Below are 23,205 nucleotides of genomic sequence, written 5' to 3'. Positions count from 1 at the left end.
GTATCCACATGAAGACAACGACGTATCCACCGACTGAGACAAGGACCGGCCACATTGCCCGCCAGCGGCTTGTCCGCCGGCTGCGCGCTGCGGCCGCCGAGGCCGCACAGACCGACGCCCGCCGGCAGTGGGTTCGGGCGGCGACCCAATGTTGATCAACGTCCGTTAGTGGCTGCACCCGACCAACACACAACGAAACCCACGTAAACGATCCCGACTTGCGTGGGAACCTTGCGCGCCGCTCAGCAAGCCGTCTACCTTCTTAGCTACACCTCAGGAATTGAGGCATGCAGAAGGGTTTGTCGGGATGTCTCGTCACCGCAGCAAGGTCGTGGGCAGCAAGGTTGTCGGTATCGCCGCATTCATGGCGATCGCTCCCATGACCGCGCCGGCTCACGCCGATCTGGAAGACATGATGGAGGCGCTGTTCGCGCCGTTCACGGCCGGCGAGCTGGACAGCCAGGCCGCGGTGGACAGCTCGGCATGGGAAACGTTCTTGTCCGCCGACCACTGGAATGCCGCACTCACCGCGCTGGCCGAGCCCGGCTCGGCCTTGTCCTTGAGCTTCGACCCCTACGCCGGGCTCTACAGCCTGGCCGAGAAGTGGATCGACAGCGAGATCGGCGGCCAGGTCAACGGCGTCATCAACCAGCTGTTCGGTTCCACCGTGATCGGCAACGGCGCCGATGGCACCGAAGCCAACCCCAACGGCGGCGCAGGCGGCTGGATCTTCGGTAACGGCGGCGCCGGCTGGGACAGCACCACCGACGGTGTCGCCGGCGGCGCCGGCGGCGCCGCCCTGGGAATCCTCGGCAACGGCGGCGCAGGCGGAGACGGTGGAGCAGGTGCCGCAGGCGGCGACGGCGGAGCCGCCGGCTGGCTCTTCGGCAACGGCGGCGCAGGCGGCGATGCCGGTGACGGCCCCACCCTGGCCGGACTGCCCGCCCTCGGCGGCGTCGGCGGAACCGCCGGCCTGCTCGACGGAACCCACGGCGATAATGGCAGCTTTGGCACCCTGCCCGACGGCTACACCGGCACCGTGACCCCACCGGTCGAGGTCTCCAACGGCTACTTCACCAACAGTGACGGCCAGGTCGTGCTACTGCGCGGACTCAACCAGGTCTACAAGATCCCCCCGTATGAGCCCTCCGCCGACGGCTTCGGCGAAAAGGACGCCGCCTTCCTGGCCGCCAACGGCTTCAATGTCGTGCGCCTGGGCGTGATCTGGGCCGGCGTCCAACCACAACCCGGCGTCATCGACTACGACTACCTGGCCTCCATCGAGAACACCGTCGACATGCTGGGCCGCCACAACATCATGGTCATCCTCGACATGCACCAAGACCTCTACGGCGGCTACTTCGGCGGCGACGGCGCACCGGACTGGGCCACGTTCACCGGTGGCCTACCCAATATCGATGCGGGCTTCCCCGGCAGCTACTTCGTGAGTCCGGCCCAGAACTACGCGTGGGATGCGTTCTGGGCCAACACCCAGGCCTCAGATGGCATCGGCGTGCAGAACCACTACGGAATGATGTGGCAGGAAGTCGCCAACTACTTCAAGGGCAACGAGACCGTTGCCGGCTACGAGATCATCAACGAGCCCTGGGCCGGCTCGCACTGGCTGGGAAGCCTGTTGGGCAACCCCTACTTCGACGCCCAGCAGCTGACCCCGTTCTACAACCAGATCACCGATTCCATCCGCTCGGTCGACCCGAACAAGACGGTCTTCTTCGGACCGACCACCTTGGAGGCATCGCTGCCGGTCCGAACCCACCTCGGCGAGGTGGAGGACCCCAACACCGCCTACTCCTTCCATCACTACTGCATGGTGAACGCGATCGTCTCCAGCCTGAGCTTCGGTTGCGACTGGAACGCCGACGCCGTGTTCGGCTTCGCCTACGACTACGCGCAGGAACACAACATCCCGGCGTTCTTGAGCGAGTTCGGCGCCACCAACAATCTTCCGACCATCGGGGCCAGCCTGGAGGCGGCGAACCGGTATCTGTTCGGTTGGACCGAGTGGGCCTACACCGGCAAGGACATCACCAGTACATCGCCCAACGACCAGGCGCTGGTCTACGACACCAACCTGCCCCCGGTCGGCGACAACGTCAACTGGGACAAACTCGACCTCCTGGCCCAGCCCTACCCCCAGGCCATCTCCGGCATCCCCACGTCGCTGACCTTCAACAACGGCGAATTCAACTTCAGCTACTCCACAGATCGCGCCGACGGCTCAGGCATGTTCGGGGCAGGCTCTGAGACCTCGATCGCCGTGCCGGCCAACCACTACCCCAACGGCTACAACGTGGAGATCACCGGCGGAACCGTCACCTCAGCACCCAATGCCCCAGTCCTGACCATTGGATCCGACGGCGACGCCTCCACCATCACCGTGAAGTTGATACGGATCTAGCCCACGGCACGCCGCAGGCCTCCAACTGCCTCTACCTTGCGTTACGTAAGCAACTCGTTTAACTTCTCAGGCAGACTTCAGAAAACGTTTGTGGTCCGTGCAGGGAAGGTTTGTCGGGATGTCTCGTCACCGCAGCAAGGTCGTGGGCAGCAAGGTTGTCGGTATCGCCGCATTCATGGCGATCGCTCCCATGACCGCGCCGGCTCACGCCGATCTGGAAGACATGATGGAGGCGCTGTTCGCGCCGTTCACGGCCGGCGAGCTGGACAGCCAGGCCGCGGTGGACAGCTCGGCATGGGAAACGTTCTTGTCCGCCGACCACTGGAATGCCGCACTCACCGCGCTGGCCGAGCCCGGCTCGGCCTTGTCCTTGAGCTTCGACCCCTACGCCGGGCTCTACAGCCTGGCCGAGAAGTGGATCGACAGCGAGATCGGCGGCCAGGTCAACGGCGTCATCAACCAGCTGTTCGGTTCCACCGTGATCGGCAACGGCGCCGATGGCACCGAAGCCAACCCCAACGGCGGCGCAGGCGGCTGGATCTTCGGTAACGGCGGCGCCGGCTGGGACAGCACCACCGACGGTGTCGCCGGCGGCGCCGGCGGCGCCGCCCTGGGAATCCTCGGCAACGGCGGCGCAGGCGGAGACGGTGGAGCAGGTGCCGCAGGCGGCGACGGCGGAGCCGCCGGCTGGCTCTTCGGCAACGGCGGCGCAGGCGGCGATGCCGGTGACGGCCCCACCGCGGCCGGACTGCCCGCCCTCGGCGGCGTCGGCGGAACCGCCGGCCTGCTCGACGGAGTTCACGGCGCCGTAGGACAATTCGGCACCCTGCCCGGCGGCATCACCGGCACCGTCCCCGCACCGGTCGAGGTCTCCAACGGCTGGCTCACCAACAGTGACGGCCAAGTCGTGCTACTGCGCGGACTCAACCAGGTCTACAAGATCCCCCCGTATGAGCCCTCCGCCGACGGCTTCGGCGAAAAGGACGCCGCCTTCCTGGCCGCCAACGGCTTCAATGTCGTGCGCCTGGGCGTGATCTGGGCCGGCGTCCAACCACAACCCGGCGTCATCGACTACGACTACCTGGCCTCCATCGAGAACACCGTCGAAATCCTCGGCCGCTACAACATCCAAGTCGTGCTCGACATGCACCAAGACCTCTACAGCGAGCAATTCGGCGGGGAGGGCGCCCCCGACTGGGCCGTTCTGACCGGTGGGCTCCCCCACTTCGGTGTGGGCTTCCCGGGGACTTACCCGATCAGCCCGGCGCAGAACTACGCCTGGGACGCCTTCTGGGGCAACGAGAAGGCGCCCGATGGTATCGGTCTGCAGAACCACTACGGGATCATGTGGCAGGCGGTGGCCAACTACTTCAAGGGCAACGAGAACGTCGCCGGCTACGAGATCATGAACGAGCCGTGGGCGGGTTCACAGGCCCTGGGCAGCATCTTGGGCAACCCCTACTTCGACTCTCAGCAGCTGACCCCGTTCTACGACCAGATCATCGCAGCCATCCGCTCCGTCGACCCGAACAAGACGGTGTTCTACGAGCCCAACACGCTGTTCGGCAGCCTGCCGGTGCCCACCCACCTGGGAGCGGTGGACGACGAGAACTCGGTGTTCTCGTTCCACCACTACTGCGTCACGACGTCGCTGATCCCTGGCTCCAGCTTCGGCTGCGACTGGAACGCCGACATCGTCTTCGGCTACGCCAACGACTACATGGAGGAGAACAACGTTCCGGGCTGGCTGAGCGAGTTCGGTGCCACCAACAACCTCGGGGCCATCGACGCCAGCCTGGTGGGGTCCAACCAGAATCTGCTTGGTTGGGCGGCATGGGCCTACACCGGTAAGGACATCACCAGCGCCTCGCCGGAAGACCAGGCACTGGTCTACGACACGAACCTGCCTCCGGTCGGCGACAACGTCAACTGGGACAAGCTCGACCTCCTGGCCCAGCCCTACCCCCAGGCGGTCTCCGGCATCCCGACCGGCATCTCCTTCAGCAACGGCGAGTTCAACTTCAGCTACACCACCGACCGCGCCGACGGCTCAGGCTCCTTCGGGGCCGATGCGACGACCACCATCGCCGTTCCGCCCAACCACTTCCCCAACGGCTACACCGTGGAGATCACCGGCGGAACCGTCACCTCAGCACCCAATGCCCCACTGCTGACAATCGGATCCAATGGCGACGCCTCCACCATCAGCGTCAGGGTGATCCGGATCTAGCCGGTCTGGGGCCGCGGGCGCTCCGCCAGCGGTATCGGCGGAGCGCTGGCGCGCACCGTTTGGCGTACCTCGCCGAGCCCCTGTACCTGCAGGGTCACCACGTCACCGTCGCTCAGCCAGCCTGGGAACGGTTGCGACCGTGCGGGGTCGAGGTGTTCCAGCAGCGTGCACGTCGGTACCGTGCCAGAACCGAAGACATCACCCGGTTCCAGCATGACCCCGCGCGATGCGTAGCTGATGATCTCCCCGAAGCTCCAGTCCATGGTCTCGGTCGACCCGGTCCCGACTATCACGTCATTGACGATCGCGGTGACGTGCAGGCTGAGTCTGCCGTCACCGCGGTAGGGCTCCAACTCATCGGGGGTGACCAGGTGGGGCCCCAGGGTGACACCGCTGTCCTTACCCTTGGCCTGCCCGATTGCCAGCACCCCTTCCTGCGCCTGCAGGTCTCTCGCCGACCAGTCGTTGAAAATCGTGTAGCCGATGATGGCCTGCTCGGCCTGTTCCACCGACAGATCCGCCGCGCGTGTGCCGATGACCGCGGCGACCTCCAGTTCGAAGTCCTGGCAGACGCTGCCCGGCGCGATCGGCGCATCGTCGTAGGGACCCAGAACCGTTGCCGGGCAAGCGAAATAAAATGCCGGTATCCGGTACCAGGTGTCGTCGAGGTCGCGGCCCCGCCCGGTGGCGGCCAGACAGTTACGCATGTGTTCCAAGAAGCCCAGGCTGTCGCGGATCGACGGCGGGCGCGGGATGGGCGCCCGCAGCACCACCTGATCGGCCCGCACTGTCTTCGAGGGCGTCTTCAGCACCCGCTCGCCGGCTTCACGCAGGCCGTCCGGGCCGAGCCGGATCAGCTCCAGCAGGCTCACGCCGGGCGGCAGCGCGTGGATCACGTCGCCGTCCAGCACCCCGGTGCGCTCATCGTCTTCGCCTCGATAGGTCACCCAACGCATCGATCAATCCTCACTCACCACATCGCCAGGCGTCTTCTCGGGCCGCAGGCCGCGCCAGCTGGGCTGGCGCAGCCGGCCATCGGAGGTGCGTTCGCTATAGCGCACCTCCCCCACCAGCGTCGGCTTCACGAACGTGACATCCTTCACATCAGCGGTGGAAAGCTCTGCGTTAAAAGGTGATTCGTCGGCCAGCTGAGGCAGCAACAGTTCCTTGAGGGCCGCTAGTTGACGCTCGGTGAACCCCGTTCCGACCCGACCGACAAAGCGCAGGCCGCCGGCGTCGGGGACACCCATCAACAGTGACCCGATCCCACCGCCCCTGGCGCCCTCCCCGGCGCGCCAGCCGCCGATCACGACCTCCTGAGTCCGCCAGTGCTTGGACTTGATCCACACCGAGGACCGGCGCCCCGGCTGGTAGGCCGAGTCCCATTTCTTGGCGACCACACCCTCCCAGCCGAGGCTGAGTGACTGCTCCAGTGCCTTCGCCCCGTCGGGGTAAAGCAGATCCTGGACCACCAGATCGGTTCCCTGCGCAAGGGTTTCCAAGAGCTTCCGACGATCCCGGTAGGCCACCCGCAGCAGCGGACGGCCGTCAAGATAGAGCAGGTCGAAGGCCCAGAACTGCAGCCGGGCCGCCCGGGCACTGTTCTGCATCGCGGCGAAGCTGGGCACTCCGGCGTCGTCGAGTGCGACCAGCTCGCCGTCGAGCACGAGGTGATGCTCGGCCAGGTCCGTGGCGGGAAATGGTAGGTGTCGATACTCACCGGTGACGTCCCGGCCGCTGCGGGCCCGCAACCGCAGCCGGCCGTGATCGGCCTCCACCAGCAGGCGATACCCGTCCCATTTGCCTTCAAAGGCCCACTGGCTCGGCGTCAGCCGGGCCACCGACCCGTGCGTTGCCAGCATCGGCGTCAGCTCTGCGAACGAGAACGCCTGTTGGTCTTTCATGCGGTGCGCCAGCCACTGGTTTCCTCCGGTGCGGATGAGCGCGTATCGCCCGGAGATCCGGTGTCCGGACAGAACGACTATCACCTCGCCTTTTTCGGCGGTGTCCTCGAACTTCTCGGTCACACAGGTGCCCGAATCCCAGATGCGTACGGTGCCGGCACCGTATTCGCCCTTGGGGATGGTGCCTTCGAAGCTGCCGTATTCCAGCGGATGGTCTTCGGTACGCACCGCAAGATGGTTGACCGACGTCGTGGCCGGAAGGTTCTTGGGTACCGCCCAGCTCATCAGCACTCCGTCACGCTCCAGCCGGAAGTCGTAGTGCAACCGGCGGGCGTGGTGTTCGTGGATGACAAAGCTGTTGCCGGCGCTGGGCGCCGGGGCCGCGGCCGGAACGGGTTCGGGAGTCCGATCGGCGGCACGTTTGGCCCGGTATACGGCCAACCGGTCGGGTGCCTGCGGCGGCGGGTCTAGGCCGGCCAACAGGTCGCCGTTACGGGCGGCACGGTCGAGCACTTCGTCGAAGCGCAGCTGCCGCAGTTCCGCATCGTCAATCTCGGCCCAGGTGCGTGGAGCGGCAACGGTGGGCTGCTCGCGGCCCCGCAGCGAATACGGTGCGATGGTGGTTTTCGACGCGTTGTTCTGGCTCCAGTCGAGAAAGACCTTCCCCACCCGCAGCTTCTTCGACATGGTCGCCGTCACCAGCATCGGCAGGGCGCTTTCGAGTTGCTGGGCAACACGTTTGGCCACCGACGCGGCGCCGGAACTGCTGACCGGACGCTCCAGCGCCGCGTAGATGTGCAGTCCCTTACTACCGCTGGTGAGCGGAAAGGTCTGCAGGCCCAGATCGGAGATCACGTCACGAATGGCACGCGCCACTTCGGCGAGCTGACTCATCGACACGCCCTCGCCGGGATCGAGGTCGAACACCAGACGCGTTGCCAGCCCGGGTGCGAGCACCTTGCCGCCGTGGCTCCATTGCTCCTCGAATCGCCACTGCGGGACGTGGACTTCCAGCGCGGCCTGCTGGGCGATCCAGGCCAGGCCGTCGAGGTCCTCGATGATCGGATAGGTGGTGACGCCGGAGCGATGCTGAATGTCGGCGCGAGGCAGCCAGTCCGGCGCCGAGGAGGCCACCTGCTTTTCGAAGAAGGAGCCCTGTTCGACCCCGTTGGGCCAGCGTTTGCGTGTCGCCGGGCGCCCCGCGATGTGCGGCAGCATCACCTCGGCGATACGGGTGTAGTAGCCGAAGACCTCGGCTTTGGTGGTGCCCGTGGCGGGGTAGAGCACCTTGTCGGCGTTGGTCAGCGTGACCCGGGTCTGCGCGGACTCAGCGGTCATACGACCAACCTACGTCGCGCCAATGCAGGTTATCGGCACTCTCGCGTGGGCATACTGGCCTTATGCGTTCCATCTGGAAGGGTTCGATCGCATTCGGTCTGGTCAACGTGCCGGTCAAGGTCTACAGCGCCACCGAGGACCATGACATCAAGTTCCGTCAGGTGCACGCCAAAGACCACGGTCGAATTCGTTACCGGCGGGTGTGCGAGGAATGCGGCGAGGTGGTCGACTACGGCGACATCGCCCGGGCGTACGAGGCCGACGACGGCCGGATGGTGGTGATCACCGACGACGACATCGCCAACCTGCCCGAGGAGCGTGATCACGAGATCGCGGTGCTCGAGTTCGTCCCGGCCGGCGATCTGGACCCGATGCTCTTTGACCGCAGCTATTTTCTGGAGCCGGACTCGAAGTCGATCAAATCCTATGTGCTGCTGGCGAAAACGCTGGCGGACACGGATCGGGTGGCTATCGTCCACTTCACCCTGCGCAACAAGACCCGGCTGGCGGCGCTGCGGGTCAAGGACTTCTCCAAGCGCGAGGTGATGGTGGTGCACACGCTGCTGTGGCCCGACGAGATCCGTGACCCCGACTTCCCCTCCCTGGACGCAGACGTGGAGATCAAACCGGCCGAGTTGAAGATGGCCGGCCAGGTGGTGGAATCCATGGCCGACGACTTCGACTCCGACCGCTACCACGACACGTATCAGGAGCAGTTGCAGGAGCTGATCGCGGCCAAGCTCGAAGGCGACGAGGCCTTCACACCGGAGGAGCGTCCCGCCGACCTCGATTCCACCGAGGACGTCTCCGATCTGCTGGCCAAGCTGGAAGCCAGCGTCAAGAAGCGCGCGCAGGCCGCGAAGGCCCCGGCCAAGAAAGCTCCTGCCAAGAAGGCGCCGGCGAAGAAGGCCACCGCCCGGAAGTCCTGATCTGCCCTCAACACTGAATTAGAACGTGTTTCAAAAAAGCTGTTCAGCTCATCGCGAATATTTGTTAGCGTGGCGAAGTGATACTCGACAAGTTCCGAATCGACAATCAAACAGCCGTGGTCACCGGCGCTGGCCGGGGGTTGGGCGCGGCCATCGCGGTAGCGTTCGCCGAGGCGGGCGCGGATGTGGTGATCGCCTCGCGCACGCAGTCCGAACTAGAGGCAGTTGCAGAACAGATCCATGCGACCGGCCGTCGCGCACACATCGTCGTCGCCGATCTGGCCCACCCCGAGGAGACGGCGAAGCTGGCCGCCGAAGCGGTCGAGGCATTCGGCAGGCTCGACATCGTCGTCAACAACGTCGGCGGAACGATGCCCAACACCCTGCTGACCACGTCCACCAAGGACCTCAAAGACGCGTTCACCTTCAACGTCGCCACCGCGCATGCTCTGACCATCGCGGCGGTGCCGCTGATGCTGGAGCACTCCGGCGGAGGTTCTTTCATCAACATCACCTCCACCATGGGACGAGTCCCCGGGCGGGGATTCGCCGCCTATGGAACGGCCAAGGCGGCCCTGGCGCACTACACCCGGTTGGCCGCTCTCGACCTGTGCCCCAAGATCCGCGTCAATGGGATCGCACCCGGATCGATCTTGACCTCGGCGCTCAACGTGGTGGCCGCCAACGAGGAGCTGCGCACTCCCATGGAGAAGGCCACCCCCATGCGCCGGCTCGGCGAACCCGAGGAGATCGCGGCCGCCGCGCTGTACCTGGCCTCCCCGGCCGGGGCCTACCTGACCGGCAAGGTGCTTGAAGTCGACGGCGGCCTCACCTTCCCGAACCTCGACCTGCCCGTCCCGGACCTGTGAGGAACTGACCTATGGCTATTCGTGTTGCCCAGATCGGCACCGGCAACGTCGGTGTCCACGCACTGAAGGCACTGATCACCAACCCTGAGTACGAACTGACCGGCGTATGGGTGTCCTCGGACGCCAAGGCCGGCAAGGACGCTGCGGAACTGGCCGGGTTGGACGCCCCGGCCACTCCCACCGGCGTGACCGCGACCACCGATCTGCAGCAGGTGCTCGACACCAAGCCCGACTGCGTGGTCTACACCGCGCTGGCCGACAACCGGCTCGTCGAGGCGCTGGAGGACTTCAAGCGCATCCTGGGCGCCGGTATCAACGTGGTCGGCAGCAGCGCGGTGTTCCTGCAATACCCGTGGAACGTCATCCCCGCGGAGATGCTGACCCCGATCGAGGACGCCGCCAAGGCCGGCAACGCCAGCTTGTTCATCAACGGCATCGACCCGGGTTTCGCCAACGACCTGCTGCCGCTGGCCTTGGCCGGAACCTGCCAGAGCATCCAGCAGATCCGCTGCATGGAGATCGTCGACTACGCCACCTACGACAGCGCGGCCGTCATGTTCGACGTGATGGGCTTCGGCAGGCCGATGGACGAGACCCCGATGCTGCTGCAGCCGGGCGTACTGAGCCTGGCGTGGGGTTCGGTGGTGCGCCAACTCGCCGCGGGCCTGGGGCTGGAATTGGACTCCGTCGAGCAGTCCCATATTCGGGTGCCCGCACCCGAGGACTTCTCGATCTCTTCCGGTGCCATCGCCGAGGGCACGGCCGCCGCATTGCGCTTCGAGGTGCGCGGCATGGTCGACGGAAAGGCCGCGGTGGTTCTTGAGCACGTGACCCGGCTGCGCGAAGACCTGTGTCCGGAGTGGCCGCAGCCGGCCCAGCCGGGTGGGTCCTACCGCGTCGAGGTCACCGGCGAGCCGTCGTATGCGCTGGACCTGTGCCTGTCCAGCCCCAATGGCGACCACAACCACGCCGGCCTGGTGGCCACGGCGATGCGGGTGGTCAACGCGATTCCGGCGGTGGTTGCGGCCGGGGCCGGGATCCGGACCACTCTGGACCTGCCGCTGGTCACCGGGCGTGGCCTGTACGACGCCGGCTGACCACAGCGACGACGCGAGCCCGGCCAGACGGTGAGATTCCGGCTACCCTGACTTTCCTATTCGTCAATCCGGATCGAAAGGGTGCCGGTGGCCCAGGACACCGCGGCGGGACTGAAGCCGGGCTGGGCGTTGCTCGGCCCGGCCTTCGTCGCCGCCATCGCCTACGTCGACCCGGGCAACGTCGCCGCCAACGTCAGCGCGGGGGCGAAGTACGGTTTCCTGCTGGTCTGGGTGATCGTCACGGCCAACGTCATGGCCGGGTTGGTGCAGTACCTGTCGGCCAAGCTCGGTTTGGTGACCGGGCGCTCACTGCCGGAGGTGATCGGCGCCCACAGCCGCAGACCGGTCCGGATCGTCTATTGGCTACAGGCCGAATTGGTGGCCATGGCAACCGATCTCGCCGAGGTGGTGGGCGGAGCGATCGCACTGAACCTGATCTTCGGGCTGCCGCTGCTGCTCGGCGGCCTGATCACCGGGGTGGTGTCGATGGCCCTGTTGGCGGTGGGCGACCGGCGCGGACCGCGGATGTTCGAGCAGGTGACCAGCGGACTGCTGATCATCATCGCCGTCGGCTTCCTGGCCAGCCTGGTGGTCGCGCCACCGGCGCCGACCGACGTCGTCGCCGGCCTGCTGCCTCGCTTCGACGGCGCCGAAAGTGTGCTGCTGGCCACCGCGATCCTCGGCGCGACCGTCATGCCGCATGCGGTGTACCTGCACTCCGGGCTGGCCCGGGACCGGCATGGTCAGCCCGAACCCGGTCCGGCGCGACGGCGGCTGCTGCGGGTGACCCGCTGGGACGTCGGCCTGGCGATGCTGGCTGCCGGAACGTTGAACCTGGCCATGCTGGTGGTGGCGGCCAATAGTCTGCGCGGCGCGGACCACGCCGATTCCATCGAAGGCGCGCACGCCGCGGTCGGCCACACCCTGGGCCCCACGGTCGCGTTGCTGTTCGCCATCGGGCTCTTGGCGTCCGGGTTGGCTTCGACCTCGGTGGGCGCCTACGCCGGCGCGATGATCATGCAGGGCCTATTGCAGGTGTCGGTTCCGCTGCTTTGGCGCCGGTTGATCACGTTGGGCCCGGCGCTGGCCATCCTGGCTCTGGGGGTGGAGCCGACGCGGGCACTGGTGATCTCGCAGGTGGTGTTGTCTTTCGGCATTCCGTTTGCCCTGGTCCCGCTGATCCGGCTGACCAGCAACCGCACGCTGATGGGCGCCGATGCCAACAAGACTCTCACCTCGGCGCTGGGCTGGGCCGTCACCGTGGTGATCGGGTCGCTCAATGCGGCGCTGATCTATCTGACGCTGCGCTAGTTGTGGCGGTTCCGAGGCCGCCCACCTATCAGACTTTATTACCCAAACTAATTAATTGGTAGACTAAGCAAATCGCCCTGTCCACCCTCCTAAGGAGCTCCCATGGCACGCACCGATAACGACACCTGGGACCTGGCCACCAGCGTGGGAGCAACGGCCACGATGGTCGCCGCCGCCCGGGCGATCGCCACGCGAGCCGACGATCCGCTGATCGATGACCGCTTCGCCGAACCACTGGTCCGGGCCGTCGGCGTCGATTTCCTGACCAAGTGGGCCACCGGCGACCTGCCCAGCACCGACCTCGACGACCCCGAGTCCCATTGGAAGCTCGGGCAGATGCCCGACGCCATGGCCGTCCGCACCCGCTTTTTTGACGCGTTCTTCGCCGAAGCCACGGCGGCTGGCATCCGCCAGGCCGTGATCCTGGCCTCGGGCCTGGATGCGCGCGCGTACCGACTGAGCTGGCCCACCGGCATGACGGTCTTCGAGATCGACCAGCCGGCGGTGCTGGCGTTCAAGGCCGCAACACTGGCCGAGTTGGGGGCGCAGCCGACCGCCGATCGCCGTGGCGTGGCCGTGGACCTGCGCGACGACTGGCCGGGGGCGTTGACCCAGGCGGGGTTCGACCACACCCAGCCCACCGCGTGGATCGCCGAAGGACTGCTCGGCTACCTCCCCCCGGAGGCGCAGGACCGGCTGCTCGACAACATCACCGCACTGAGCGCCGACGGCAGCCGACTGGCCACCGAGGCGATCCCGAACATCTCGGAGGCCCAGCACGACCAGGCGCGCGAGATGATGCGCGGCGCCACCGAGAAGTGGCGGGAGCACGGCTTCGACCTGGAGTTCTCCGAACTCGGCTATCGGGGCGCCCGCAACGACGTCGCGGCCTACCTCGACTCCTTGGACTGGGTCTCAACCAGCAGGACCATGACCGAACTCCTGGCGGAGTACGGCCGTCCGACTCCCCCGCCGGGCACCGACGCGGTGTCCATGGCCGCCACGACCTACCACGCCTCGATCAAACAGAGCTAGCGGTCACCGATCAGGCGGAGACGCTCTCGCGCGCCTTGGCCTTCTCTTCGTAGTAGGTGGCCCGCTCGTCGACCATCTTCATGAAGCCGATGGTCTGCTCCCGGGCCTCCTCGCCCGCCGCACCGAAGTCGGTGCGTTCGCTGATCTTCCAGAACCGCAGCACCGGTTGCACGACCTCGTCGTGGTGGATGCGCAGGTCGTAGATGCCGGCCTTGGCGATCAGCAGGGCGTTCTCCTTGAAACCGGGCATGTGCATGCCGGGCATCGCGAAGCCGAGCACCTCGTCACGGATCGCACACATGGCCTCGTCCGGCGCGATGTCCAGGGCTGCCTGCATCAGGTTGCGGTAGAACACCATGTGCAGGTTCTCGTCGAGAGCGACGCGGGCCAGCAGCTGGTCGGCGATCGGGCATCCGGACGCCTTACCGGTGTTGCGGTGCGACACCCGGGTGGCCAGCTCCTGGAAAGACACGTAGGCCAGCACCTGCAGGGCGGACTTGCCGCCGGCGTCATAGCCGGCGACGGTGTGCTGCATCCGCATGTTCTCCAGGTTCACCGGGTCGATGCCGCGCGTGACGATGAGGTAGTCACGTAGCGCGATGCTGTGGCGGCCCTCCTCGGCGGTCCACTGGCCCACCCAGGTGCCCCACGCGCCGTCCCGACTGAAGGTGGTGGCGATCTCGCGGTGATACGACGGCAGGTTGTCCTCGGTCAATAGGTTGACCAGCAGGGCGGACTTGGCGACCGGGTCTAGCGGAGAGTCTTCGGGAACCCAGTCCTCGCCGCCGAGGAAAGCGAAGTCACGCCCCCTGCTCCACGGCACGTAGTCGTGTGGCAGCCACGGTTTGGCGGCCTTGAGATGGCGATTGAGGTTCTGCTCGACAATCGGCTCCAATTCGTGAAGCAACGCTGTCTGGACGTTCACCATGGTTTTTGTCCCCCTCCCGGAATCGACAAGCGGGCTGTCGATTGGCCCCCCAGCCGAACCTACGGTTCCGTAGGTTTGCTCCACGGTAAGCACGCACCCCGCTGCGTGTCAACCGTTAACTTAGCTGTGAAGAAGCGTGGAGAAGGCTGCGTCCAGGGTCGTGGGTGCGGCCGATTTACCGCCGTAGACGCAATCTCAGCTGCGTTCGGCGGCGAGCCGCGCACGCTCGCGCATGGAGGCGACCACTCCCCCGTCGGCCAGAATGTCGGCGCCGGTGAGGTAGCCACACTTGTCGCCGGCGCAGAAGGCGAACAGCTCAGCCATCTCCTCGGCCGTGCCCCAGCGCGCGATCAGCGCATCGGGCATCATCATGCCTACCCCGGCCTTCTCTTCACGCCGGCCCATCTCGGTGTCGATGTTGCCCGGCGACACCGAGACGATCCGCAGCCCGCGACCACCGAATCGCTCGGCCTGCGACGCGCAGTACCACTTCACGAAGGCCTTGCTGACGGTGTAGGAGAAGCCCGAGCGCGCCTGCTCGGGCGCGTTGTTGCAGTAGGCCGTCATCGCCGACACGAAGGCGTCGCCGTCATGCAGTGCCAGCGGGAACTGGCCCGTCGGGTAGACCTTGTCGGGCAGCAGCTGTGCGGCCATGGAAGCCACGTTGACGATCACCGCCCCTTCCCGGGGAGCGATGTCGTAGAACACCTCGTTGACCACGACGGTGCCCCATGCGTTGACCCGCATGACGAACTCGGCGTCCCCCATACTCGGGCTCACCCCGGCGGTGTGGATCACCGACGCCAGCGGTCCGACACCCGCCGCGGTGTCGAACAACCGGCTCACCGCGTCGCGATCGGTGACGTCGCAATGAACGATGGTCGCGGCGATACCGAGCTCGGTGAGCACCGCAAGCGCCTCATCGAGCCGATCCCGCCGGGCATCGGCCAGCACCACCGCGTGATCTCGGCCGAGAATCTTGGCCGTCGCCAGACCCATGCCGCCGGCACCGCCGGTGATCACTGATACTGAGGCCATAACTGGACGGTAGACGGCTGAGCCCCAGTGCCGGTCGACTGGGTGATGCGGAGAGTCGAAATGACCGATCTGTCAGGCAAAGTGGCGCTGGTGACCGGTGCCTCGTCGGGGCTGGGCGCGGCGACAGCACAGTTGTTCGCCCGGCGCGGGGCATCGGTGTTCGGCTTGGCGCGCGACGCCGAGCGACTGGCCGCCGTGTTCGCCGATGCGCCGGGTGGGCAGTACGCCGTCACCGACATCAGCACCGCGGCGGCCTGCGCGGCGGCGGTGCAGCAGTGCGTCGACCAGTTCGGCCGACTCGATGTTCTGGTCAATGTCGCCGGCGCCCACCAGATGCGCCACACGTCCGCGGTCACCGACGACGAGTGGGCGCATGACCTCGCGGTCAACCTCAACGGGCCGTTCTTCCTGTGCCGCGCGGCGCTGCCGCATCTGCTGGAGACCGGCGGCAACATCGTCAACGTCGCCTCGATCGCCGGGGTCGAGGGCCAGGCGTACTCGGCGGGCTACTGCGCGGCCAAGCACGGTCTGGTCGGGCTCACCCGCGCGTTGGCCGTGGAGTTCACCGCCGAGAAGCTGCGGGTGAACGCCGTCTGCCCGGGCGGGATGCTGACCCCGCAGGTGACCAACTTCCAGCTTCCCGAGGGCGCCGACGTGAACCTGATCATGCGGGTGGCCTCGCCGCGGGGCTTGAGCGCCCCGAGTGACGTCGCCGAGGTGATCGCCTTTTTGGCCAGCGATGCCGCCGCCGCCGTGCACGGGGCGGTGTACATGACCGACAACGGCAAGACGGCGGGGTAGCCGGCCGCTAGCGTGCCCACCATGGAACCGAATGCCGGCCCCGCGGTGCAACGACCCGTTCTACCGGCGGGTTATGGGTTGCCGGATTCGGCGGTGGGCCTGTTGAGCTGGTCCGACGTCGAACAGCGCCTGACCGCCTCACAGCACTACTGGTTGAGCACGGTGCGCCCGGACGGCACCCCGCACTCCGTGCCGCGCTGGGGGGTGTGGCTCGAGGGCCGGTTCTACTACGACGGCGCACCCACCACGCGCCACGCGCGCAACGCGCAGCACAACCCGGCCTGCACCCTGACGCTCGAAAGCGGCACGCAGGTGGTGATCGTCGAGGGCATCTCGGTGGCCACCTCCGCAGCATCCGACGGCCTCGGAGCCCGGTTGGCGGTCGCCTTCACGAAGTATCACCCGCAGTACGCTCCCGACGCCGACGCCTGGGCGGGGCCCGACGGCGGCGGGCTGCGCATGATCATTCCCCGCCGCGCACTGGCCTGGTTCGCGTTCCCCACCGACTGCACCCGTTTCGTGTTCTCCGATGGGGCGTCCCCGGAATCTGACCCGAACTGATCAGCGCAGCGCCAGCCCGGTCAGCGCCCGGGCGATGACCAGCCGCTGAATCTCACTGGTGCCTTCGAAGATGGTGAAGATCTTGGCGTCGCGGTGCATCCGCTCGACCGGGTAGTCCCGGGTGTAGCCGTTGCCGCCGAGAATCTGGATGGCCTCGTCGGTGACGTAGACCGCGGTCTCACTGGCGAACAGCTTGGCCATCGAGCCCTCGGCGTTGTCGAAGGCCTTGTTGTTGCGGGCCATCCAGCCGGCCCGCCAGACCATCAGCCGGGCGGCGTCGATGCGGCTCTTCATATCGGCCAACTTGAACGAGACCGCCTGGAACTCACCGATCTTGCGGCCGAACTGCTCGCGCTGGCAAGCGTATTCGAGGGCGTACTCGTAGGCGGCGCGGGCCACTCCGACGGCCATGGCGCCGACTGACGGCCGGGTGCGCTCGAAGGTCTTCATGGCTGCCTGTCCGCCGGCCGACGCACCGGACTTGACCCGGGCCACCCGAGCCTCGAACTTCTCCCGGCCGCCGAGGATCATGTCCTCGGGAAGCCGGACGTTGTCGAGCACGATCTCGGCGGTGTGCGATGCCCGGATGCCGTGCTTCTTGAACTTCTGGCCCTGGGCCAACCCCGCGGTGTCGGGCGGGATGATGAACGTGGCCTGCCCGCGCGAGCCCAATTCGGGATAGACCGAGGCGACCACGATGTGCACGTTGGCGATACCGCCGTTGGTGGCCCAGGTCTTGGTGCCGTTGAGCACCCATTCACGGCTGGCCTCGTCGTAGCGGGCGCGAGTGCGGATCGCGCCGACATCGGAACCGGCGTCGGGTTCCGAGGAGCAGAAAGCCGCGACCTTGGGGTCGTCGGCGGTGCCGAACATCTCGGGCAGCCACAGACCCAGCTGCTCGGGAGTTCCGTTGCCCGCCAACGCCGCGGCGGCAAGCCCGGTCCCCAGAATCGACAGGGCGATCCCGGCGTCGCCCCAGAACAGTTCCTCGAACACCGCCAGCATGCCGATTCCGCTGGGTTCGGCCGCCTGGGTGGCGAACAGCTCCGGCGAGTACAGGCCGATCTTGGCCGCCTCCTGGATGACCGGCCAGGGTGTCTCTTCGCGCTCATCCCATTCGGCGGCGGCGGGGCGAACGACCTCAGCGGCGAACTGGTGCACCCAGTCACGCACCTCGATCACGTCATCGCTGAGCTCTACCGAGAACGACATGGCAACTCCTGAAAAGGATGGGCGGTCACCCGGGACACTGTCGGGCTCGATTGTGGCACCCGGAGCTGGGCGAGCTCGCGCTGCGTCGCCTTACCCGCGGATCGATCAGGTCGACATCGCCTGTGCCACGGCATGGCCGACGGAGAAGGCCCCCAACCCGCTGGTGAGGGTGAGCGCCAGATTGATCAGCGCGTACAGCCGCGCACCGACGCCAACTAGCTGCAGGGTTTCGTAGGAAAAGGTCGAGTAGGTGGTCAGCGCCCCGCACAGGCCGGTGCCGATCAACAGGTGCAACCGATGATCGCCGAGGGTCGCCGCCCCGGTGAGCACCCCCAGCAGCAGGCTGCCCAACACGTTGGCCGTCAACGTGCCCCACGGGAATGCGGTGTCGTGGCGGGCTTGTACGAAGCGGTCGGTCAGATAGCGCAGCGGTGCACCCACCGCTGCGCCGGCGATGACCAGCAGCCAGGTCACTGGCCCGCGGGGGTGCGCCCGATGTGGCGGACCACCTCGACTTCGTCCAACAGGATCATGCCCTCGGTGACCAGTTCGTCCAGCTCGGGCAGAAAAGCCCGAACCCGCTCAGGGGCGTCGACGATGACGACCGAGACCGGCAGGTCCTCCGACATCGACAGCAGCCGGGTGGTGTGGATGGCCGAGGACGCTCCGAAGCCCTCGATACCGCGGAATACCGATGCGCCGGCCAGACCGGCTCGCCGAGCGCGGTGCACGATCTCACTGAACACCGGCTTGTGGTGCCACGTGTCGCTCTCACCGAGAAATACCGTCAGGCGCAGGGCGCGTCCGGTGAGCTGGTTCATGCGATCCTCCTGATGATCAGACGACGGACGAGGCTCGCGGCGGTCCAGGTCGCGATCAACGCCGCCACCGGCGTGCTGAGTAGGTAGAGCAGCGCCCGGGCCAGTTGCCCGGCGGCGATCAGGGTGTCGACGTCGCCGGCGAAGGTGGAGAACGTGGTGTAGCCACCGAGCACACCGGTGCCCAGCAGTGGGCGCAGCAGCCGATGACCGACCCACACTTCGGTGATCGCCACCATCAACACCCCCATCAGCGCGCATCCGCTGACGTTGGTGAGCAATGTGGCCCAAGGGAATCCATCAACCGGGGTGGGCACGGCCAGCGCGACGGCGTAACGCGCGCAGGCGCCGATGGCGCCGCCGACCGCGACGGCCGCGACTACCGGCGCCTGCTCATGCATTCCGCAGCTCCGCGATCGGTTCCGGCTAGGCGGAGCCGGTGGCCTCACGGGTGATCTGGTCGAACTGCGCCGCCATGGCTTCGGCCAGCGCGGTGGCCGCCGACAGCGGCCGGACCATCACCACGAAGTCGTCGATCTTGCCGTCGCCGTCGATGTGCAGGAAGTCGCATCCGGTGACCCGCTTGCCGTCGATCAACGCCTCGAAGATCAGCGCATGGTCGCGCCCTCCAGCGTCACCGATCTCCCGCACGTAGTGAAAATCTTCAAAAACGCGCATTACCGCCCGCAGGATCGCCGCGGTGACCGGCTTGCCCGGGTAGGGCTTGAACGCCACCGGGCTGGTGAATACGACATCGTCGGACAGCATCTCCTCGATGGCCGCGACATCGCGAGCCTCCACGGCTTGCCGAAAAGGGTGCACCGGAACACCTCCACTGGTCAATACGTTGCAAAGTCCTACGGTAGACCCAGGGGCTGTCCGATGCTCGGGTTCCTTGCCGCGGGGTCCATCGAGACCCAATCACCGGAATCGTCGGTCGATGACCTCACGTGGAAGCTGGTGAGGAGTCGGGTAGGTGACCAGGACCCGAATGCCATCTGGATCTGCACCATCGACGAAACTGATCTCATCCAAGGTGTTTGAGTACACACTCGGATCGTGGACGCGCATGCGTTGTTCAATCTGCTGCAGCTCCTCCTGGCTGCCGACAGACCAGATGACCTGCTCGACACCGACGCCGGTGATACCACCAGCCCTGTACGCCTCGTGGGTGCGCAGATAGATCTCGAAGCCGTCCGGCGTCAACAGAAGTGCCGCATCTTTCTCACAAATGGCGACATCGCAATGGAATACCTCGCAATAGAACTTCACCGATCGGTCCAGGTGCGATACTCGCATCAAACATGAGGCAACCCTGGCCGTGCTCATCGGTGTCCTCTTCGAGGTCAGGTCAGCCTGCTAGGGCAGTCGCCGGATTGGCCGGTTGCCGGGGGGCGGCCGACGCCGGGGTCGGCATCGTCCCCCCTTCCGATTCCCAGCGATCAAGAGCGGTGGCCGCCAGATTGCGTCGTTCCCGTTCGCGTGGACTGGCCGTCAGCAGATCGCTCACCGACACAGCGTTTTTCGGCTGTGCCGCGGTCATCATGGCGGCATGTGCATCGCTGGGTCCGGTGCGTGCCGGAACCACCATCAACGTGAGACGGTCACCATCGAGACCGAGAACTTCAACCGTGTCGATCGGCTGGATCCGGTACCCATCCAGCCGTACCGGACGCCCATCGATGACGAGTTTCTTTGGCGCGCAAATCCATTCGTTCAGATTATACAAGACCCGGCTTATGCGCCCCAATCGAACGGACAGCACCGCGAGCAGGTCGGGCAGCTCCACGACGAGATCATCGGTATGTGGCCACCATGCCCCGTCGACGTATCCGCTCGGCGAATCTTTGCGCTTCAACCGCAGCCGGGGCGTCCGCAGCGGGGAAGTGGAGTTGTCGGGGCTCTTGCGTGTCGTCTGCTGTCGCGTCATGACGACGCTCCCATCCCAGCCCTAGCGGCCAAAGTTCCCGGCGATGACAGGACCTGAAAACACCACCTGCACGAAGGACCGCCGTTGTCACCAACCCTACGCCGATTCGGTCCGAGGGGCGGAGCGCGCGGCATCGCGCCTTGTCCAACGGGAGCCTCCGGCGTCGCGTCTACAACACTCGACCGCCCCCCAAAAAAGGGTAGTGTTTCTGGTGTTGAGTCCTTCAGCCGGTGCAGAAGAGAGTTCGGCTGTCCGCCGCCGAATTCGATGAGTTTTCATTCGGGCCGCACATTCCGACGTCTATGCGACGCTCTACAACCCTTACCCAGAAACCGGGGAAACACCATGATTACCCTTGGGATCATCCTCATAGTCCTTGGGCTCCTCTTGCCCGCTCTGGTCCCCACCTTTGCCTATGCCCATCTCTGCGTGGTCATTGGCGTCGTCCTTCTCGTCGTCGGGCTGCTCTTGGCCCTGATGGGGAGGCTGGGCCACGCTGTCGGCGGTCGCAGTCACTACTACTGAACCGCCACATATCCAGAGGAATTCAGCGACTGTCCGCTCGCCCGGCCGCAGGCCGAAGAAAGGGGAAACATGTGGCGATCACTGATATTTCGGTCTTCGCTCACCTGACAGACGCCGACATCGACTCGTTGGCCGATGACCTGGACGCCATCCGGCTGGAGATCGAGGGTTCTCTGGGCGAGCGCGATGCGCGCTACATCCGGCGTGCCATCGCCGCCCAACGCACCCTCGACGTAGTGGGCCGGCTCATGTTCACCATTGGTTCGAAACGGCTGGCCTGGCGGACGGGCGTGCTGGCCGTCGCTGCGGCCAAGATCATCGAGAATATGGAGATCGGGCACAACGTCATGCATGGCCAGTGGAATTGGATGAACGACCCCGAGATCCATTCCTCGACGTGGGAGTGGGATATGGCAGGGGTATCGAAGCACTGGCAGTTCACTCACAACCTTCGCCACCACAAGTACACGAACATCGTCGGCATGGACGACGACGTCGGCTACAGCACGCTGCGGGTCACCCGTGACCAACCCTGGCATCCGAGCAACATCGGCAACCTGCTGTTCAACATCATTCTGGCGCTCGGGTTCGAGTGGGGAATCGGCCTGCAACCCATCGAATTCGGGAATATCGGCAAGGGCGGCGCGGAGCGCATGAGCGTCTTTGAAAAGGCTGGCCAGTTCGTGGCGAAAGCCGGCAGGCAGGTGTTCAAAGACTACGCAGCGCTCCCCGCACTCACCTCGCTGTCACCGAAGGCGACCTACGCGTCGACCGTGAAGGCCAATCTGCTGGCCAACGTGATCCGCAACGTCTGGGCAAACGCCGTGATCTTCTGCGGGCATTTTCCCGATGGCGCAGAGAAATTCAGCAAAACCGACATGATCGGCGAGTCCCGGGGCCAGTGGTATCTGCGCCAGATGCTGGGCAGCGCCAATTTCGACGCCGGGCCGGCGATGCGGTTTATGAGCGGCCACCTGTGCCACCAAATCGAACATCACCTTTACCCCGACCTGCCGAGCAATCGGTTACACCAGATCTCACTGCGGGTACGCCAGATCTGCGACCAGTACGACCTGCCGTACACGACGGGTTCGTTCCTGACTCAGTACGGCAAGACCTGGCGCACCATCGCCAAGCTGTCGCTGCCGGATCGCTATCTGCGTGATCCCGCCGATGACGCCCCCGAGACGCGCAGCGAGCGAATGTTCGCCGGCCTGGCCACCGACGTCGTCGACACCGACCCTGCGACAGGACGCCACCGCGGGCTCAAGACAGCGATCGCGGCGGTGCACCGCCGTCGACGTGCCTCCGCGAGCAAGACGAGACATGGATTACTCCGACCCGCGGCACTAGCATGTCAACGTGCGTTCCCCGCGATTCGGCAGATGACGGGGCAGTCATGACCGACAAGCCCGCCCCTGGTAACCAGCTGGATTCGACTGCAGAAGGCGTCGACACGGACGACGATGACCTGCGATCCGGTCTGGCCGATCTCGCTAATCTGGTAGCCGATTCGCTCGGACTTGAGGAGCTCCTGGCCCGAGTGGCCACCTACGCGGTGCAGGCCATTCCCGCCGCGGACGGCGCAGGGCTGACGTTGCTGCGTAGTGACAACCGGGTCGAGGTTCTGGCCGCCAGCGCCCCTTTCGTACAGCAGATCGATGAGATCCAATACGTCGAGGTCAACGAGGGGCCCTGCATCACCGCGGCGTTGGAGCGACGCACCGTGCGGTCCGGGTCCTTGGGCGGCGAGAAGCTCTGGCCGCGCTTCGGCCCGAGGGTGGGACGTCTCGGCGTGCACAGTGTGTTGTCGCTGCCGCTGCTCCTGCCCGGCCAGGTGGTCGGGGCCATCAACGTCTATGCGCACCGCAAGGATGCCTTCACCGAACGCGCCGCCGATCTCGGCGAACTGTTCGCCGTTCCCGCCGCCGTCGCGGTGCACAACGCGAACGTGCTGACCCAAGCCCGGGCGCTGACCACGCAGCTGCAGACAGCACTGTCCACCCGTCCGGTCATCGACCAGGCCATCGGTATCCTGCGTGCCCGTTCCGGAGGAACCGCCGAAGATGCGTTCGACCGGCTGCGCCGGATCAGCCAGGCCGAGAACGTCAAACTGGCGGTGGTCGCACGAAGCATCGTCGACGAAGCGGTGCGCCGCGCGCACGCCCGCCGCACCGCGCCATAACCCCGCGTAGCGTTAGGTATAGGCACTGTTGGACCCCGATCCCTGATCCGTGGTCAGATATTGCGCCCGGGCAGT

General features: G+C 66.1%; 22 protein-coding genes and 1 pseudogene. 12 read left to right on the top strand and 11 right to left on the bottom strand.

Going from position 1 to position 23,205, the window contains the following annotated elements:
- The first annotated feature begins 307 nt into the window (after positions 1–307).
- Both G6N09_RS12440 and G6N09_RS12435 read left to right on the top strand, forming a co-directional pair.
- A complete protein-coding gene (locus tag G6N09_RS12440) occupies positions 308–2,419 on the top strand; it encodes a cellulase family glycosylhydrolase (RefSeq protein WP_244959507.1) in 2,112 nt (703 codons plus the stop codon).
- A 118-nt stretch (positions 2,420–2,537) separates the two neighbouring features.
- The gene (locus tag G6N09_RS12435) at positions 2,538–4,649 is read left to right on the top strand and encodes a cellulase family glycosylhydrolase (RefSeq protein WP_244959506.1); all 2,112 of its coding nucleotides are present in this window, start codon (positions 2,538–2,540) and stop codon (positions 4,647–4,649) included.
- An 8-nt stretch (positions 4,650–4,657) separates the two neighbouring features.
- Here G6N09_RS12435 and G6N09_RS12430 read toward each other — a convergent pair.
- A pseudogene (locus G6N09_RS12430) lies at positions 4,658–5,605 on the bottom strand (fumarylacetoacetate hydrolase family protein); the annotation flags it as partial.
- A 3-nt stretch (positions 5,606–5,608) separates the two neighbouring features.
- Positions 5,609–7,891, bottom strand: coding sequence for an ATP-dependent DNA ligase (locus G6N09_RS12425; protein ID WP_083026886.1), 2,283 nt, complete (start codon positions 7,889–7,891; stop codon positions 5,609–5,611).
- A gap of 62 nt (positions 7,892–7,953) precedes the next feature.
- Between G6N09_RS12425 and ku the strand changes: the two genes are divergently transcribed.
- From ku to G6N09_RS12400, 5 genes are all read left to right on the top strand, one after another.
- Positions 7,954–8,820: a non-homologous end joining protein Ku gene (gene ku / locus G6N09_RS12420; RefSeq protein ID WP_083026885.1), complete on the top strand. Its 867-nt coding sequence runs from the start codon at positions 7,954–7,956 to the stop codon at positions 8,818–8,820.
- A gap of 77 nt (positions 8,821–8,897) precedes the next feature.
- Entirely contained in the window at positions 8,898–9,689 is a 792-nt protein-coding gene (locus G6N09_RS12415) for an SDR family oxidoreductase (protein ID WP_083026884.1), read from the top strand.
- Positions 9,690–9,700: 11 nt separating this feature from the next.
- On the top strand, positions 9,701–10,786 hold the full coding sequence (locus G6N09_RS12410; protein ID WP_083026883.1) for an NAD(P)H-dependent amine dehydrogenase family protein: 1,086 nt from the start codon (positions 9,701–9,703) through the stop codon (positions 10,784–10,786).
- 87 nt (positions 10,787–10,873) lie between these two features.
- Positions 10,874–12,097 (top strand): Nramp family divalent metal transporter, encoded by a 1,224-nt coding sequence (locus tag G6N09_RS12405; RefSeq protein ID WP_083026907.1) that lies wholly within the window; start codon positions 10,874–10,876, stop codon positions 12,095–12,097.
- A 102-nt stretch (positions 12,098–12,199) separates the two neighbouring features.
- Positions 12,200–13,132, top strand: a complete 933-nt coding sequence (locus G6N09_RS12400; RefSeq protein ID WP_083026882.1) for a class I SAM-dependent methyltransferase — start codon at positions 12,200–12,202, stop codon at positions 13,130–13,132.
- Positions 13,133–13,142: 10 nt separating this feature from the next.
- On the opposite strand, the gene G6N09_RS12395 is transcribed toward G6N09_RS12400, so the two are convergent.
- Positions 13,143–14,060, bottom strand: coding sequence for an acyl-ACP desaturase (locus tag G6N09_RS12395; protein WP_083026881.1), 918 nt, complete (start codon positions 14,058–14,060; stop codon positions 13,143–13,145).
- A 195-nt stretch (positions 14,061–14,255) separates the two neighbouring features.
- Positions 14,256–15,098, bottom strand: coding sequence for an SDR family oxidoreductase (locus G6N09_RS12390; protein WP_083026880.1), 843 nt, complete (start codon positions 15,096–15,098; stop codon positions 14,256–14,258).
- A 60-nt stretch (positions 15,099–15,158) separates the two neighbouring features.
- Between G6N09_RS12390 and G6N09_RS12385 the strand changes: the two genes are divergently transcribed.
- Entirely contained in the window at positions 15,159–15,899 is a 741-nt protein-coding gene (locus G6N09_RS12385; protein ID WP_083026879.1) for an SDR family NAD(P)-dependent oxidoreductase, read from the top strand.
- A 21-nt stretch (positions 15,900–15,920) separates the two neighbouring features.
- A complete protein-coding gene (locus G6N09_RS12380; RefSeq protein ID WP_083026906.1) occupies positions 15,921–16,460 on the top strand; it encodes a pyridoxamine 5'-phosphate oxidase family protein in 540 nt (179 codons plus the stop codon).
- Here the strand turns inward: G6N09_RS12380 and G6N09_RS12375 are convergent, their stop codons facing one another.
- The 7 genes from G6N09_RS12375 to G6N09_RS12345 form a co-directional block, all read right to left on the bottom strand.
- Positions 16,461–17,672 (bottom strand): acyl-CoA dehydrogenase family protein, encoded by a 1,212-nt coding sequence (locus tag G6N09_RS12375; protein WP_083026878.1) that lies wholly within the window; start codon positions 17,670–17,672, stop codon positions 16,461–16,463.
- Between the two features lie 105 nt (positions 17,673–17,777).
- Positions 17,778–18,146 (bottom strand): fluoride efflux transporter CrcB, encoded by a 369-nt coding sequence (gene crcB / locus G6N09_RS12370; protein ID WP_083026877.1) that lies wholly within the window; start codon positions 18,144–18,146, stop codon positions 17,778–17,780.
- The gene (locus tag G6N09_RS12365; RefSeq protein ID WP_083026876.1) at positions 18,143–18,493 is read right to left on the bottom strand and encodes a putative PII-like signaling protein; all 351 of its coding nucleotides are present in this window, start codon (positions 18,491–18,493) and stop codon (positions 18,143–18,145) included. Before G6N09_RS12365 ends, crcB (G6N09_RS12370) begins: the two co-directional genes overlap by 4 nt.
- Positions 18,490–18,891, bottom strand: coding sequence for a fluoride efflux transporter CrcB (gene crcB, locus G6N09_RS12360; RefSeq protein WP_083026875.1), 402 nt, complete (start codon positions 18,889–18,891; stop codon positions 18,490–18,492). Before crcB (G6N09_RS12360) ends, G6N09_RS12365 begins: the two co-directional genes overlap by 4 nt.
- Positions 18,892–18,916: 25 nt before the next feature.
- Entirely contained in the window at positions 18,917–19,312 is a 396-nt protein-coding gene (locus tag G6N09_RS12355; RefSeq protein WP_083026874.1) for a nuclear transport factor 2 family protein, read from the bottom strand.
- 99 nt (positions 19,313–19,411) lie between these two features.
- Positions 19,412–19,819 carry a VOC family protein gene (locus G6N09_RS12350; protein ID WP_165756601.1) on the bottom strand — a complete coding sequence of 136 codons (408 nt, stop codon included), beginning with the start codon at positions 19,817–19,819 and terminating at the stop codon, positions 19,412–19,414.
- Between the two features lie 22 nt (positions 19,820–19,841).
- Complete coding sequence (locus G6N09_RS12345; protein WP_083026872.1) at positions 19,842–20,420, bottom strand: DUF5994 family protein; 579 nt, start codon at positions 20,418–20,420, stop codon at positions 19,842–19,844.
- Positions 20,421–20,765: 345 nt separating this feature from the next.
- Between G6N09_RS12345 and G6N09_RS19740 the strand changes: the two genes are divergently transcribed.
- The 3 genes from G6N09_RS19740 (at position 20,766) to G6N09_RS12330 (ending at position 23,130) form a co-directional block, all read left to right on the top strand.
- The gene (locus tag G6N09_RS19740) at positions 20,766–20,945 is read left to right on the top strand and encodes a DUF6131 family protein (RefSeq protein ID WP_083026871.1); all 180 of its coding nucleotides are present in this window, start codon (positions 20,766–20,768) and stop codon (positions 20,943–20,945) included.
- Between the two features lie 71 nt (positions 20,946–21,016).
- The gene (locus G6N09_RS12335; RefSeq protein ID WP_083026870.1) at positions 21,017–22,348 is read left to right on the top strand and encodes a fatty acid desaturase family protein; all 1,332 of its coding nucleotides are present in this window, start codon (positions 21,017–21,019) and stop codon (positions 22,346–22,348) included.
- A complete protein-coding gene (locus tag G6N09_RS12330; protein ID WP_083026869.1) occupies positions 22,345–23,130 on the top strand; it encodes a GAF and ANTAR domain-containing protein in 786 nt (261 codons plus the stop codon). Before G6N09_RS12335 ends, G6N09_RS12330 begins: the two co-directional genes overlap by 4 nt.
- The last annotated feature ends 75 nt before the right edge of the window (positions 23,131–23,205 follow it).

The organism is Mycolicibacter minnesotensis, from assembly GCF_010731755.1.
Taxonomy (GTDB): domain Bacteria; phylum Actinomycetota; class Actinomycetes; order Mycobacteriales; family Mycobacteriaceae; genus Mycobacterium; species Mycobacterium minnesotense.
This window is presented reverse-complemented; position numbering and strand designations above follow the sequence as displayed.

Bases quoted from the DNA above. Each gene is read 5' to 3' on its own strand.
- G6N09_RS12330 (WP_083026869.1), top strand. From the start codon at position 22,345: ATGACCGACAAGCCCGCCCCTGGTAACCAGCTGGATTCGACTGCAGAA.
- G6N09_RS12350 (WP_165756601.1), bottom strand. From the start codon at position 19,819: ATGAGCACGGCCAGGGTTGCCTCATGTTTGATGCGAGTATCGCACCTG.
- G6N09_RS12380 (WP_083026906.1), top strand. From the start codon at position 15,921: ATGGAACCGAATGCCGGCCCCGCGGTGCAACGACCCGTTCTACCGGCG.
- G6N09_RS19740 (WP_083026871.1), top strand. From the start codon at position 20,766: ATGATTACCCTTGGGATCATCCTCATAGTCCTTGGGCTCCTCTTGCCC.
- G6N09_RS12410 (WP_083026883.1), top strand. From the start codon at position 9,701: ATGGCTATTCGTGTTGCCCAGATCGGCACCGGCAACGTCGGTGTCCAC.
- crcB (WP_083026875.1), bottom strand. From the start codon at position 18,891: ATGCATGAGCAGGCGCCGGTAGTCGCGGCCGTCGCGGTCGGCGGCGCC.
- G6N09_RS12425 (WP_083026886.1), bottom strand. From the start codon at position 7,891: ATGACCGCTGAGTCCGCGCAGACCCGGGTCACGCTGACCAACGCCGAC.
- G6N09_RS12440 (WP_244959507.1), top strand. From the start codon at position 308: ATGTCTCGTCACCGCAGCAAGGTCGTGGGCAGCAAGGTTGTCGGTATC.
- ku (WP_083026885.1), top strand. From the start codon at position 7,954: ATGCGTTCCATCTGGAAGGGTTCGATCGCATTCGGTCTGGTCAACGTG.
- G6N09_RS12385 (WP_083026879.1), top strand. From the start codon at position 15,159: ATGACCGATCTGTCAGGCAAAGTGGCGCTGGTGACCGGTGCCTCGTCG.
- G6N09_RS12345 (WP_083026872.1), bottom strand. From the start codon at position 20,420: ATGACGCGACAGCAGACGACACGCAAGAGCCCCGACAACTCCACTTCC.
- G6N09_RS12435 (WP_244959506.1), top strand. From the start codon at position 2,538: ATGTCTCGTCACCGCAGCAAGGTCGTGGGCAGCAAGGTTGTCGGTATC.
- G6N09_RS12395 (WP_083026881.1), bottom strand. From the start codon at position 14,060: ATGGTGAACGTCCAGACAGCGTTGCTTCACGAATTGGAGCCGATTGTC.
- G6N09_RS12400 (WP_083026882.1), top strand. From the start codon at position 12,200: ATGGCACGCACCGATAACGACACCTGGGACCTGGCCACCAGCGTGGGA.
- G6N09_RS12375 (WP_083026878.1), bottom strand. From the start codon at position 17,672: ATGTCGTTCTCGGTAGAGCTCAGCGATGACGTGATCGAGGTGCGTGAC.
- G6N09_RS12365 (WP_083026876.1), bottom strand. From the start codon at position 18,493: ATGAACCAGCTCACCGGACGCGCCCTGCGCCTGACGGTATTTCTCGGT.
- G6N09_RS12390 (WP_083026880.1), bottom strand. From the start codon at position 15,098: ATGGCCTCAGTATCAGTGATCACCGGCGGTGCCGGCGGCATGGGTCTG.